This window comes from Terribacillus saccharophilus, assembly GCF_002272075.1.
GTDB lineage: Bacteria > Bacillota > Bacilli > Bacillales > Amphibacillaceae > Terribacillus > Terribacillus saccharophilus_A.
The window spans coordinates 281,195-294,408 of sequence record NZ_NPBJ01000013.1 but is presented as its reverse complement, the minus strand read 5'-3'; the positions used below and the strand labels follow the sequence as shown (position 1 = coordinate 294,408).

General features: G+C 42.7%; 14 protein-coding genes. All 14 read left to right on the top strand.

Translation table 11 applies throughout. The features are described 5' to 3' along the window. The first annotated feature begins 213 nt into the window (after nt 1-213). The 14 genes from CHH48_RS07635 to CHH48_RS07570 all read left to right on the top strand — a co-directional run bounded on the left by CHH48_RS07635 (nt 214) and on the right by CHH48_RS07570 (nt 13,184). On the top strand, nt 214-1,056 hold the full coding sequence (locus tag CHH48_RS07635; protein ID WP_095218534.1) for a DegV family protein: 843 nt from the start codon (nt 214-216) through the stop codon (nt 1,054-1,056). Between the two features lie 47 nt (nt 1,057-1,103). After that, nucleotides 1,104-2,498: a DEAD/DEAH box helicase gene (locus CHH48_RS07630; RefSeq protein ID WP_095218533.1), complete on the top strand. Its 1,395-nt coding sequence runs from the start codon at nt 1,104-1,106 to the stop codon at nt 2,496-2,498. Nucleotides 2,499-2,638: 140 nt separating this feature from the next. After that, nucleotides 2,639-3,172, top strand: a complete 534-nt coding sequence (locus tag CHH48_RS07625; protein ID WP_095218532.1) for a ComF family protein — start codon at nt 2,639-2,641, stop codon at nt 3,170-3,172. A 117-nt stretch (nt 3,173-3,289) separates the two neighbouring features. Next, complete coding sequence (locus CHH48_RS07620) at nt 3,290-3,706, top strand: TIGR03826 family flagellar region protein (RefSeq protein ID WP_095218531.1); 417 nt, start codon at nt 3,290-3,292, stop codon at nt 3,704-3,706. 83 nt (nt 3,707-3,789) lie between these two features. After that, nucleotides 3,790-4,047: a flagellar biosynthesis anti-sigma factor FlgM gene (gene flgM / locus CHH48_RS07615; protein ID WP_038564523.1), complete on the top strand. Its 258-nt coding sequence runs from the start codon at nt 3,790-3,792 to the stop codon at nt 4,045-4,047. 18 nt (nt 4,048-4,065) lie between these two features. Then, a complete protein-coding gene (locus tag CHH48_RS07610; RefSeq protein ID WP_095218530.1) occupies nt 4,066-4,557 on the top strand; it encodes a flagellar protein FlgN in 492 nt (163 codons plus the stop codon). Nucleotides 4,558-4,596: 39 nt separating this feature from the next. After that, nucleotides 4,597-6,114: a flagellar hook-associated protein FlgK gene (gene flgK, locus CHH48_RS07605; RefSeq protein ID WP_095218529.1), complete on the top strand. Its 1,518-nt coding sequence runs from the start codon at nt 4,597-4,599 to the stop codon at nt 6,112-6,114. A gap of 7 nt (nt 6,115-6,121) precedes the next feature. Beyond that, nucleotides 6,122-7,006 carry a flagellar hook-associated protein FlgL gene (flgL, locus tag CHH48_RS07600; protein WP_095218528.1) on the top strand — a complete coding sequence of 295 codons (885 nt, stop codon included), beginning with the start codon at nt 6,122-6,124 and terminating at the stop codon, nt 7,004-7,006. Nucleotides 7,007-7,063: 57 nt separating this feature from the next. Further along, nucleotides 7,064-7,657, top strand: coding sequence for a DUF6470 family protein (locus CHH48_RS07595; protein ID WP_095218527.1), 594 nt, complete (start codon nt 7,064-7,066; stop codon nt 7,655-7,657). A gap of 11 nt (nt 7,658-7,668) precedes the next feature. Next, nucleotides 7,669-8,106 (top strand): flagellar assembly protein FliW, encoded by a 438-nt coding sequence (fliW, locus tag CHH48_RS07590; RefSeq protein WP_095218526.1) that lies wholly within the window; start codon nt 7,669-7,671, stop codon nt 8,104-8,106. Continuing rightward, the gene (gene csrA / locus CHH48_RS07585) at nt 8,106-8,324 is read left to right on the top strand and encodes a carbon storage regulator CsrA (protein WP_095218525.1); all 219 of its coding nucleotides are present in this window, start codon (nt 8,106-8,108) and stop codon (nt 8,322-8,324) included. Before fliW ends, csrA begins: the two co-directional genes overlap by 1 nt. A 134-nt stretch (nt 8,325-8,458) precedes the next feature. Continuing rightward, nucleotides 8,459-9,505 (top strand): flagellin N-terminal helical domain-containing protein, encoded by a 1,047-nt coding sequence (locus tag CHH48_RS07580; protein WP_095218524.1) that lies wholly within the window; start codon nt 8,459-8,461, stop codon nt 9,503-9,505. A gap of 129 nt (nt 9,506-9,634) precedes the next feature. Next, nucleotides 9,635-12,136 (top strand): CDP-glycerol glycerophosphotransferase family protein, encoded by a 2,502-nt coding sequence (locus CHH48_RS07575; protein WP_095218523.1) that lies wholly within the window; start codon nt 9,635-9,637, stop codon nt 12,134-12,136. A 202-nt stretch (nt 12,137-12,338) separates the two neighbouring features. Next, on the top strand, nt 12,339-13,184 hold the full coding sequence (locus CHH48_RS07570) for an STAS domain-containing protein (RefSeq protein ID WP_095218522.1): 846 nt from the start codon (nt 12,339-12,341) through the stop codon (nt 13,182-13,184). Nucleotides 13,185-13,214: the final 30 nt, after the last annotated feature.

Below are 13,214 nucleotides of genomic sequence, written 5' to 3'. Positions count from 1 at the left end.
CCCAGCCTCTTTTTTGTTTTTCTAATAAAGGATTAAGCAAATCAGCTATTTCAAGCAGGTAATCTTTAAATATTTACTTCCTCGCATGAGTTGGAATTCCTAATTGAATGATGCAAAAAGGACAGGCATAGGGTAAGATAGAGGCATAAAACGTTAGATGGAAAACAGAAAACGTTAGATAGAAAGCAGAATAACATAAGGGAGACCGATAGCATGAAAATTGCTGTGATGACAGATAGTACAGCATATCTTACGCCAGAACAGCGAGAAGCGTTTGACATACATATGATCCCGTTGCAAGTTGTTTTCGACGATGCAACTTATGAAGAAGAAGTGGATATTACCGCTTCGGAATTTTATGACAAGGTCAAGCAGCAGAAGGCATTGCCTAAGACGTCGCAGCCAGTCGTCGGTAAAGTGATAGAGAAACTGGAGGAGCTGAGTGAATCCTACGATGCCGTCATTAGTGTGCATCTTTCCAGCGGTATCAGCGGTACGTACCAATCTATGGTTGCTGCAGACGATATGGTCGAAGGAATTGACGTATATGCGTATGATTCCGAGCTGAGCTGTATGGCTCAAGGCTACTATGCATTGGAAGCAGCTCGTATGGTGAAACAAGGCGCTAGCGTGGAAGAAATTCTCAAGCGTATGGATGAAATGAAAGAAACGATGATTGCTTACTTTATCGTTGACGATTTAACCAATCTGCAGCGTGGAGGACGCTTAAACGGGGCACAAGCTATTATCGGCAGTTTGCTCCAGGTGAAACCGGTTCTCCATTTTGAGGATAAAAGAATAGTACCGTTTGAAAAGATTCGTACGAAGAAGAAAGCTATCAGCCGTATCAAAGCATTGTTAGCGGAACAAGCAGCAGATGGTGCGAAAATGAAAGCATGCTTACTTCACGGCAATCGACCTGAAGAAGCAGAAACACTGCGCGGGGAATTGGCGGCTGAATTTCCGAATGTAGAAGTAGAAGTTTCTTATTTCGGTCCGGTTATCGCTACCCATCTTGGGGAAGGTGCAATTGGACTTTTATGGTACAAAGTGTAACAGGGGAGAAAATTTCTCCCCCCTTTTTTATAGAAAGGAGCAAGTAGATGGAACTTGATCCAAAACGCTATGCTGGCAAGCGATTATTGCGCCGTGAAATCCCCCTCTCAACGAATGCCCTCCGAGAAGCTCTCCAACACCAACACTTCAAACAGATTCCAACACTCAGAAAAGAAAAAAGCAGCATGTATTGCAATCGATGCAATGCGACACTGCCTCATTTGCAAAACATTGACTGTCAGATTTGTGGAAGTAAGCATCTGTATTGCAGAAACTGCATTCAGATGGGAAGAGTAAGTTTCTGTGAAACTTTCTATGAATGGGCCGGCCCAGAGCCTGACTGGCACATTCATGATAATCCTTGTGCATGGGAAGGAGAACTGACCAGACATCAGCAGATTGCGGCAGATGCAATCGATCAGACGATGAAGCAGAATGGGAAGCTACTGGTGCATGCCGTGTGCGGCGCAGGGAAGACTGAGATGCTCTTCCAGGGTATTACAACCTCTCTCCAGCAGGGTAAACGAATTTGTCTCGCAACACCGCGAGCGGATGTTGTCCGGGAATTGCTGCCGCGATTTCAGCAGGCCTTCCCAACTGTCTCTGTTCAAGCATTGTACGGCGGCAGTCCGGATAAAACCGGTGACGGTCAGCTTATTCTGGCGACCACGCATCAGCTGCTGCGATTTTATCATGCTTTTGATGTACTCATTATTGATGAAATTGATGCTTTTCCATTTCATGCAGACCCGATGCTCCATGTCGCCTCGGAAAAAGCTAAGAAACCGACATGTGCCTCTATCTTCCTCACCGCAACACCGCGCCAAAAAGAAAAGCGGCAAATAGCCGCTAAAACCCTCCCGCATGTTTTCGTTCCCGTAAGGTTTCATGGACAGCCGCTTCCAGTACCTGCTTCAAAGCTCTGCTTTGGTATGCATAAGCAATTGCGAAAAGGAACCTTTCCAAAAGGGCTGCTGCATTGGTTTAATAATCGAAGGAATCCGACTAGGCAGGTACTTGTTTTCCTTCCAACCGTGGTACTTGCTGATACACTGCAAGATGAAGCGATGGAAGTGTTGCGTCCATCAGCGCAAAAAATCTTGCCAAAAAGAGAAGCTGAAACACTAATCAGAACCGTCTATGCTGCCGATAAAGACAGAGAGGCAAAAGTGCAGGCGTTCCGAAATCGGGAAATAGCCATTATATTGACGACGACCATTCTTGAGCGGGGTGTGACGTTTCCTTCTGTGGATGTGGCTATTTTAGATGCTGCTCATGATGTGTTTGATGAGGCAGCGTTGGTGCAGATTGCTGGTCGCGCCGGCAGAAGTCCGGCCGATCCGACGGGAGAGGTCGTCTTTTTCCATGAAGGAAGAAGTGATGCTATGGATAAAGCAGTTCGGGCCATTCAAGACATGAATCGAAGGGCAAAGCGTCTATGAGCCTTTGTGTAGGATGCGGAGAATCGTATACTTCCCGACCGAGCTGGTCCACTTTCTTCTGGCCGGAGCGATTATCACTTCTTTGTAGGAATTGCGAAGGATCTTTTCACAGGCTGAAGGAGCCAGGTTGCCCAAGTTGCATGAAGCAGACCGGTTCTAGTATTTGTTCGGATTGTCTGGAGTGGGAGAAAACGAGCTACCAAGCTGTGCTGGAGAAGAATATTTCTTTGTACAGTTATGAGCCATTTATGCAGGATTATATAGCACGATGGAAATATCGCGGCGATTATGTGCTCGGTAAAGTGTTCGAAGCAGAATTTCGCAAACTCTATCATCAGCATTTCCAGGATTCCAAGTATGAGGTTGTTCCTATTCCGTTAAGCGCAGAGCGGATGGCGGATAGAGGCTTCAACCAAGCTGGAGAGTTAGCTGCTTTTACACGAGCCAAGCAGAAAGATGTACTAGGAAGAAAGCACGGAGAGAAGCAATCCAAGCGCAGCCGATTGCACAGGATGACTGCAGAAAATCCTTTTCATTTGTTATCAGAGCCGCCCAAATACGCTGTGTTAATCGATGATATTTATACAACAGGCACAACGCTAAGGCATGCTGCTCAGGTTTTACAGGAAAATGGTACCGATTTTGTGGCTGCCTGTACGTTAATCAGGGGGTAACTTTCCCATATGTCAAATGTCGCGTAAACCGCAGGATTGTCACATTAGCATGCTATAATTATACTAAACAGGTCACCAAAGAGTGTACCTATTATACTAGGAGGAGGGCGTTAGCCTATGTTAGAACTAGCAAATTGCGTCCGCTGCGGAAGCGTATTCGCACGAGATTACCGAGATATTTGTCCGAATTGTCATCGAGAGGAAGAACGTTCCTATCAAATGGTACACCAATATCTGCGCAAACGTGAAAATCGCCAAGCAACCATCCAGCAAATTACGGAAGTAACAACCGTACCAGAATCATTGATCATTAAATTTGTCCGCGAAAAACGACTGCAGCCAAGTCAATTCCCAATGCTGTCTTATTCCTGCCGTAACTGTTCCAATCAGATTACAGAAGGTGAAATTTGCACAGATTGCAAAGACCAAATGCGAAAAGATTTGGATATTGCCCGCGAATTGGATGATAAACGGGTAGCTGCCGGTGTTAAAGAGCAGCGTGTCTATTACAATGCAGACCGTTCTGCGAAATAATTCGTTAAATCGCTTAACATTTCCCCGATGTTGACCGATACTATCTGTAAGAGTGTTAAGAAGTTGGAAAGGGGTGCAGATCTTTGAAAATTCAAGGTCCGAACCAATCCGGTTTCAATCCGTACACAAAACAGCTCAAGCAGCAAGCTGATTTGCAAAAAGCAAGTCAGCGCCAGGATAAATTGGAGATCTCTCCGGAGGCGAAACGCCTTCAGGAAGGCGATAAAATCCAGGCTAGCCGTCAGAGCCATGTGGAACAGATAAAAGCCGCAGTACAAAATGGCGAATATAAAGTCGATGCAGAGAAAACCGCTAAGAAAATGATGGATTTTTGGTCATAAGACCAAGGAGGAGCAACCATGGCTTTACAAGCTTTATTAGAAACAATTGAAAAACTGCATAAATTGCATCGGAGTCTTCTGGAAATCAGCCGGCTGAAAACGGATCATTTAAAATCAAATGATATGGATGGTCTGCAGAAGCAGCTGCTTGCCGAGAAGAAGCATGTCCAAGCAGTAACACAGCTCGAGAAACTGCGAATCAAGCAAACAGAAGCATATGCTGTTGCTTCTGGGCTTTCAGTACCTTCTAGTGTTTCAAAGCTTTTGGAACTGATCACAGATCAGAAGTTAGCTTTTCAGTTTGAACAAGAGCTCATTGGTCTTACGGAAACAGTGACAGAGCTTAAGAAACAGGAAGCACTTAATCGGCAGCTGCTGGAGCAGTCGATGCAATTCTTGCAGATTTCACTGGATATGCTTGCTCCCTCCATTCAATCTTTGAACTACGGTACACCTAATCAAGATCAGCAGCGACGGCAGAATCGCGCCTTATTTGACTCCAAAGCATAACACAGATACGGAAAAGCTATCGGTAAAAGGGGAATATACATGGGATCAACATTCCAAGGATTAGAAATCGCCCGCTCTGCGCTCTTTGCGCAGCAGACGGCGTTATATACGACAAGCAATAATATTGCGAATGCAAATACAAAAGGCTATACAAGACAGCGTGTTAACTTCGAACAAATCTCCCCATATCCAGCCGCAGGACTAAATCGTCCACAAATAGCCGGACAGCAGGGAACAGGTGTCCAAGCAGGTTCGATAGAACGAATTCGCAACAGCTATTTGGATGCGCAATATCGCTCGCAGACTGGAACGGCTGCTTATTGGAGTATGAAATCAGAAGCTTTGAGCCGTATGGAAGGCGTCATCAATGAGCCGTCTGATTCAGGCTTATCTGCTGTTTTGGATGATTTCTGGAGCTCTCTCCAAGATCTTTCAGCTACTCCGGAAGAATCTGGAGCCCGTTCTGTAGCTTTAGAGAAAGGTAAGGCTGTTGCAGAGACGTTCAATTATATCTCTGGCAGCCTTACCAACGTCCGAGGCGATTTGCGTGATCAAATTGACAATGTGTCTGTGAAGAGTATCAACTCTTACATGAATCAAATAAATGAATTAAACAAACAGATTGCCGAGATGGAACCGCACGGCATGGTAACGAATGATTTGTATGATAAACGAGATGTACTCATTGATGAGTTATCATCAATGGTCAACATTAAAGTAGAATATCAAGACTCAGGCGGTTTGGCTCCGACTGCTGCACAAGGTATCGCGAAGATTACATTGGTTGATGATCAAGGTGCAGCTCAAGCAGTGCTGGTTGATCCAGAAACGAAGACATATCAGCCATTGTCCATTCAGTATGGTCAAGATGAAAACGGCATGGAAGCTGTAGAGAGTATCACATTCGGAGATACAGAAATTGCTGTAGAAGATTTTACATCCAAAGGTGAGCTCAAAGGTTTGATAGATTCTTATGGTTATTTGGAAGATGGTTCTGTTAAAGGTACATATCCGGAAATGATGAAGAACCTTGATAAGATGGCGTTTAACTTTGCACAGGCCATCAATGCTGTGCAGCAAACTGGTTATACAAAAGGTGGCGTGGTTTCAGGAATCGATTTCTTTGATGCTGGTGGGTCGGAGTACGGTGCTGCGGCAAATATCAGTTTGTCTGATGAGATTGATGGTAATCCTGATCTAATTGCAGTAAGTGCAGACGGCACTTCCGGTAATGGTGATAACGCAAAGAAGCTTTCTGAAGCAATGCGTTCCCCATTGGATGGACTGGGCGGTACTTCTGTCAGCAGCTTTTATGAAGGCATGATTGGTACATTGGGTGTAAATGCACAGGAAGCCAAGAGACAAGCGACTAACTCAACTTCGTTAGTTGATCAAGCTGATTTGCAGCGTCAATCTGTCTCCAGTGTTTCACTTGATGAAGAAATGACCAACATGATCAAGTTCCAGCACGCCTATAATGCAGCAGCCCGCAGCATGACAGCCACAGACGAAATGCTTGATACAATCATTAACAACATGGGATTAGTAGGGAGGTAAGTGAAACATGCGTATAACACAAAGTATGATGTCAAACAGTATGCTGCGTAATTTGAGCAACAGCTACAGTGACCTGAACAAGTACTCCGAACAGTTGTCATCAGGGAAAAAAATCACAAAGCCTTCTGATGATCCAGTTGTTGCTACAAAGGGTATGAGCTATCGAACAGAGGTACGTGATGTAGCACAGTACAAGCGAAACCTATCAGAGGCGCAGACTTGGATTGATAACTCTGATTCCGCTTTGAGCAACGCAACAAGTGCACTGCAGCGACTTCGGGAACTGGCTGTCCAAGCGAGCAATGGTACTTATGAAGAAGGCCAGAGGGGTAATATTGCAGAGGAAGTTGATCAGCTGAAAGAACAGCTGGCAACAATTGCGAATACACAAGTAAATGAGAAATATATCTTTAATGGCTCCGCTACTAACACTGCTCCAGTTACAATTAATGAGGATGGAAGCACAACTGTAGATTTCAATTCTAATGCTGTTAATCTGACTTTATCCAAAGGCGTTGATGTAAAAATCAATGTCGATGGCGGTGCAGTATTCGGAAATAAATTATTCGATGACTTGAATAACTTCTCAGCTGCACTTCGCTCGGATGGCTCTGATGAGGACTTGGATCAATACATTGGACTGATTGATGAGAATATCAATAATCTTGTCAATGAACGAGCAGATATAGGTGCTCGGATGAACCGCATGGATCTTGTAGAATCGCGCTTGGGAGACCAGGAGCTTTCTGCTACAGAATTGATGTCCAATAACGAAGATGCCGAGATGGAAGAAGTTATTATGAATCTTACTTCTCAGGAAGCTGTACACCGAGCAGCAATGTCTGCTGGTGCACGAATTATCCAACCAACCTTGATGGACTTCCTACGATAAAAATAGATAAAGCTCTGCCAGTTGGCGGAGCTTTTTGTGTAGAAAGGAGCAATATTTATGCAAATGCCACAGGTACGATTACAGTCTCAGCAAGCTAAGATAAGCCTTAATACGACAGATGCTACTGTAAATATTCAACAGCCAGAAGCGGAGCAAACTATCCGTCAGCCTCAAGCGGAAATCACAATGCATACGACCCCATCAAAGCTTACTATTGATCAGACACAAGCTTGGAATGATATGGACTTGAAATCTGTTTTTAAGCGGACAGAGGATTTTGCTAACCTCGGTAAGAAATCAAATTTGGAAGGCATAGCGCGCCGGGTTCAGGAAGGCAAAGAAATGATGGAGATTGAAAATGGGGGAGATCCAATTGTGGCACAAGCGAAACGGATAGATGAAAGGAAATTGAAGGATTTCGCTATTGGCTGGATTCCCTCCCGTTTTTCTGTAAAAATCGATTATAAGCCATCTAATTTGGAAATTGATGTGAATATCAATGCTCCGGAAATAAAGAATACCCCGAATAAGCCGCAGGTCGCTTATGAACGCGGTCAAGTGGATACAGGTATCATGCAATATCAGTCACTTAAAGTAGACTTTGAAAACTTGAAATTCTATGGCGTTAATGGTTTCGAACTTAATATATAAGGAGTTTAGAAATGAATATTGAAACAAAATATTTTGGAAGTATGTTAGTTGATGAGGATAAGGTGATTCGTTTCGTTAAAGGCTTACCGGGTTTCCAGGAGGAAAAGATGTTTGTATTGATTGATTTTCCGGATAACCCTGTATTTCAAATTCTGCAAAGTACTGAAACAGTCCACGTGGCATTTGTAGTGGCCAGCCCTTACCATTTCTGTGAGGAATATTCATTTGATTTGGGTGAACAAACAAAAGAAGAGCTGGCAATCACAACAGCAGATCAAGTGAAGGTTTTATCAATACTGACTTTGCGTAAACCTTTTGAAAAGAGCACGATTAATTTACAGGCACCAATTGTTATTAATGTAGATGCATTAAAAGGGCAGCAAGTCATTCTTACGGATGATTTTTCTTCTCGTACCCCTTTGCAAACTGAGAAAGCGAGGGCAAAATAATGCTTGTTCTCACAAGAAAGGTTGGAGAGTCAGTTAAGATTGGTGATGACATAGAATTAAAAGTCCTGAGTATTGATGGTGAACAGATCAAGCTTGGTATAGACGCTCCCAGAGAGATAGCTATACATCGGAAGGAAGTTTATCTATCAATTGAACAGGAAAATAGTGCGGCTGTCGAAACTTCTGTCGATTTACTTAATTTTTTAAAAAAAGAATAAAGAAAAAGCTAAACATATGGTGAAATCCTCCGATATAAATAGTACAGCAAAGGTAAGCACGGGCGGCCGACCGCTGCGAACCAGTGAAACCACAAGGATGTGGGCTGTACTTACATTCAAGGAGGAATTTTATAATGAGAATCAATCATAATATCGCTGCTCTTAACACTTACAACAAACTAAGTGCTAACTCTGCTGCAACTCAAGGATCTTTAGAAAAGCTATCTTCAGGTCTTAAAATCAACAAAGCTGGAGACGATGCTGCAGGTCTAGCAATCTCCGAAAAAATGCGCGGACAGATCCGTGGTCTTGACATGGCTTCTAAAAACGCACAAGATGGTATCTCTTTGATCCAAACTGCTGAGGGTGCTTTGAACGAAACTCATTCTATTCTACAGCGTATGCGTGAGTTGGCTACACAGTCTTCTAACGACACAAATACTAACGCTGACCGTGCTGAGCTTCAAAAAGAAGTAGACCAACTTGCAGAAGAAATCACTCGTATCTCTACAGATACTGAATTCAATACAAAAAAACTAATCAACGGTGAAGCTACTGACCTTACTTTCCATATTGGTGCTAACGAAGGTCAAAGCATTAACGTTTCTATCGCTGATATGGGTGCTAATGCACTTAAAGTAGACAACAAACTTACTGCTGCTACTGAAGATATCACTGTAGACGGTGTAGATCTTACAGGAGCAAAAACACTTCAGGATGCTAATGGTGATGCTGTAGCTGTATTCCATAATGATGGATACTACAAACTTGCAGACCTAAAAGCTGACACTGCTGGTACTGGCGTAGAAGCTAAAACAGGTACTGTTGCATTCAGTGAAGCTACTGCAGCACTAGCTGATGACGCTACTGTTACAAAAGGTATTGATATCTCTGATGAAAGTTCTGCTGATTCAGCAATCACTACTCTTGACAAAGCAATCCAGAGTGTATCTGCTGAGCGTTCTAAACTAGGTGCGGTTCAAAATCGCCTTGATCACACTATCAATAACCTAGGTACATCTTCTGAAAACCTAACAGCTGCTGAGTCTCGTATTCGTGATGTTGACATGGCTTCTGAAATGATGGAATTCACTAAGAACAACATTCTTTCTCAAGCAGCTCAGTCTATGTTGGCTCAAGCTAACCAGCAGCCACAAGGCGTACTTCAATTGCTTCAGTAAGTTCTTGAAGAGCTTTTTACTAAAAATCGCACAGGCGTTAGTCGCCTTGTGCGATTTTTTTTGTATGTGCAAATCCGTGAGTAAACTTGTAGAATAAGAACAACAACTACTTGTATCGGAGGTTCGCTCATGATCATTGATTTCGCCCTCATCTACGCTGACGGTAGCGGCCAGCTAGAACAGACTTTAACAAAGACAGCAAATCTGCTGACAGAACGTGGTCATCAAGTACGTGTGTTCCAAGCGTATCGCCCGGAACATGCGGAATGGGAGTCTGCTTTACCGGAAATCCATTATTATGGAGAGAAAAGTGGGCTAGAGTACGAGAATCCGGATTCACTTATAGAAGGGTATACAAATAGCTTACGTCATCATGGCAAGCCGGATGTGATTGTTGCAGTACGAGCACCGCTTCTTAATTATGTATGCCGAACAGCTGTAGCGCAGCTTCAGGGCTCGGCACCTCGAATCTATTCATGGTTGCAAGGAGTACCTGAGGAGTATGGTTATGAAGATGCGCTAAAATTTGCTGATCGGCATTTGGTAATGAACGAACAGCTTGAGGAAGCAATTCAGCGATACGCGTTTCAAGATCAATGGCTGCATATGATTGGTGATCCGATATTGCAGGAGAAGCATGATACAATTCCTCGACCTGCAGATAATGCACATTTTATTTCTGTCGGTGAACTGTCTTTGTTCGATAACCATTTTGAGCAGATTTTTACTGCCTTTAGAAGTATACAGAATAAAGCGCAGTTGACGATGATCGGTGAGGGTTCTGATAAGGCGGCTATTCAAGAAATGGCTCTTAAAATGGGGATCGTAACAATTGATTGGAAAGATGCAACGGAAGACACGTGGCGGCTTGTCGATTCGGCAACAGCAATTATTGTTAATGGCAACTATGAAGAATCTCACTTGCTAACAGTTGAAGCATTATCTAGAGGAGTTGTAACAGTCTTTGAAGGATCTAGTGAAGAGCTGCCAACTTTGGATAATTTGCATGCTATCGCTGAGGGTACTTATGAATTGCCTACAGCGGAAAAATGCCAATCAATGGTCCAGCCATATTACATTGATTCTGTAGTGCATAACCTAGAGAATGCCTTAAATGATGAAAGTGATACAGAAATACCTTTGCAGGCGATTCATGATTCACAATATCTCTACTATAAAGTATTGAACGATATTTTAACTTGTGCAATTGATGGATCTGAGTCAGTCATTCAAACGGAGGAAGAGGTCGATTATTTAGCGAGTTTCTTCACCCAGCGATATATTATGGAAGAGTTCAAGCCAGTTGAGGCCGATGTAACGAGACAGGTTGCATATCCTAAAGTAGAATCTGTTGACTTTCATTATACAAGAGCTTCAGTACGCTTGCTTCTGATCCAAACTTGGAAAGAGCAAAATCGTTCTGAGAAAGTATATTGCAGACTAGAGCTGGTAAATAAGGCGGGAACATGGAAAATCGATCAGCTGCACCGAGAAGCGCCCTATAGACCAGATGAGCTATCTGTTTCCACTACTGGACGTAAAAAGCTGGCGATGGTAGCGCGTAACAGCAGCGGCTCGAATACGTACGCATTAGCTAAATATATTCCTGAAGCCGTCCGAGAGGCTTTTGATGTAGAGCTTCTACAACAGCAGGAAACACAGGAATTCCAGGAAAAAGTCAAAGCTGCTGACGTATTAATCATTACGGAAGCGAATATCAAACACAATAAAAAGCTTTATAATCCAAACCAGTTAATCTTCGATACATGGCATGGATTCCCGCTGAAAGCTATGGGATACCAGGACAAAAACGAGCAAAACAAACATGTACTGGCGGATCGATGGGCGAGCATTAATTATGTATGTTCGTACTCAGAGTTCTTCAGTGATTTGATGACTCGTTGTTTCAAGCTGAATCCTGAACATATCCAGCTGACCGGCGCACCTCGTAATGATTTGCTGCTGCAGCGACCTGATACACATTTCCTCAGAGAAGAATTCGATATAGATCCAAGTGAAAGTCGAATGATTTTCTTTATGCCGACTTATAGGCAGGTAGCTCATAATGATCGAGCGGATACGAATTTAAATCGGGATAATCTTTTCGGTATGGAAAGCTTTGATAATGATCAATTTTACGATTTTCTAGAGAGAGAAAATCTGGAGCTGATCGTTAAACTGCATCCAGCTGAGGAAAAATTGTTTCTAAATCATTTCGAGATGCAAACACGTGTCCATTTGCTGACGGATGAGATGTTGACGCGCTATGGAATGGATTTGTACGAAATCATGCCGCTTGCGGATATGCTGATTACGGATTATTCCTCCATTTATTTCGATTATTTGCTACTGGATAAGCCAATTATCTTTTCACCGGTAGATTTACAGTCTTATCAGCAAAATCGCGGGTTCATACTAGATTCGTATACCAACTGGACGCCAGGACCGAAAGTGACGACACAGGAAGCGCTGCAAGATGCACTGTCGTCCTTTTTGGAGAATCCTTCCTGGTATGGCGCTGAACGTAAGCAAATACGAGATCAAGTGCATCACTACCAAGACAGCAATTCTTCTGAAAGAGTTTGGAAATTTATTCAGGAGAAGATTTCTGTTTATACCCAACCTGTGTAAAACCGTCATTTTAATGACGGTTTTTTTATTTTTGAAAAAGAGGTTTTAACTAAGGAAAAAGTGGGTATAGAGTGGGGAAATTCTCCTAATTCAGGAGTGATAAAGAATTTTCAGAAAAACATCTTATAAATTTACAAAAATGCTGAAATTACTTATATTTATACATAATGATATTAATTGAATCCCTAGGAGGAGCAGTAAAATGCATAGGAATAAAGACTTGTATTTGTTTTTAGAACAAAAAGCAAAAGACCTAAATGAAAAGTGGTATGAACAGTTGGACAAAACCAATAGTTCAGGCGTTTACGCATCCAACGATCCAGAAACCATACATAACCTCAAATTACAAAACTACGAATTTCATCTTCATTTCTTCCGAATATTTATAGAAGATAAAGAAGCTTTTGAAAAGGATTTTCAGGAATGGATTGTGGCCACAGCGCGTGACGAGAACCATTTGAATACACCTACTCATCAGATTATCCGGGAGTTCATGGTTACTCGCGGTCAGCATCTGGATTTAATTCGTGAATTCTATACCTTACATAAAGATACCATTGACCAAGATATGTTTGAGCTATGGAACCGTGAAATTATTAAGGCTTTTGATGATGTCATTCTTAAATTTACAGAGGAAATGCACCATTATTCGAATCGTAAGCTGCAAGCCCAGCAGGAAATGATCAATGAGCTTAGTTCGCCGGTTATTCTGCTAAACGATACAACTGCGCTGCTGCCGCTAGTGGGTGATATTGATACGAATCGAGCAAAACTGATTTTGGAGAATACATTGCGTGAATGTACTGAACAGGATGTTGACTTATTATTCATTGATTTATCGGGTGTCATTATCATTGATACAATGGTCGCACAGCAAATCTTCTATCTAGTTGATGCACTAAAACTAGTAGGCGTAGAAACGGTGATCTCTGGAATGCGTCCGGAAATCGCGCAGACTGCTGTCCAGCTAGGTGTCAGCTTCAACGCTAGGACAACAGCGACATTAACCCAAGCAATTCGGACCAGCAAACGCATTTCTATTAATTAAGTTGAAACTGCTTACATTTTGACGTTTCAT

Coding starts and splice junctions, on each gene's coding strand:
- CHH48_RS07635 (WP_095218534.1), top strand. CDS start 214: ATGAAAATTGCTGTGATGACAGATAGTACAGCATATCTTACGCCAGAA.
- CHH48_RS07630 (WP_095218533.1), top strand. CDS start 1,104: ATGGAACTTGATCCAAAACGCTATGCTGGCAAGCGATTATTGCGCCGT.
- CHH48_RS07625 (WP_095218532.1), top strand. CDS start 2,639: ATGAAGCAGACCGGTTCTAGTATTTGTTCGGATTGTCTGGAGTGGGAG.
- CHH48_RS07620 (WP_095218531.1), top strand. CDS start 3,290: ATGTTAGAACTAGCAAATTGCGTCCGCTGCGGAAGCGTATTCGCACGA.
- CHH48_RS07610 (WP_095218530.1), top strand. CDS start 4,066: ATGGCTTTACAAGCTTTATTAGAAACAATTGAAAAACTGCATAAATTG.
- flgK (WP_095218529.1), top strand. CDS start 4,597: ATGGGATCAACATTCCAAGGATTAGAAATCGCCCGCTCTGCGCTCTTT.
- flgL (WP_095218528.1), top strand. CDS start 6,122: ATGCGTATAACACAAAGTATGATGTCAAACAGTATGCTGCGTAATTTG.
- CHH48_RS07595 (WP_095218527.1), top strand. CDS start 7,064: ATGCAAATGCCACAGGTACGATTACAGTCTCAGCAAGCTAAGATAAGC.
- fliW (WP_095218526.1), top strand. CDS start 7,669: ATGAATATTGAAACAAAATATTTTGGAAGTATGTTAGTTGATGAGGAT.
- csrA (WP_095218525.1), top strand. CDS start 8,106: ATGCTTGTTCTCACAAGAAAGGTTGGAGAGTCAGTTAAGATTGGTGAT.
- CHH48_RS07580 (WP_095218524.1), top strand. CDS start 8,459: ATGAGAATCAATCATAATATCGCTGCTCTTAACACTTACAACAAACTA.
- CHH48_RS07575 (WP_095218523.1), top strand. CDS start 9,635: ATGATCATTGATTTCGCCCTCATCTACGCTGACGGTAGCGGCCAGCTA.
- CHH48_RS07570 (WP_095218522.1), top strand. CDS start 12,339: ATGCATAGGAATAAAGACTTGTATTTGTTTTTAGAACAAAAAGCAAAA.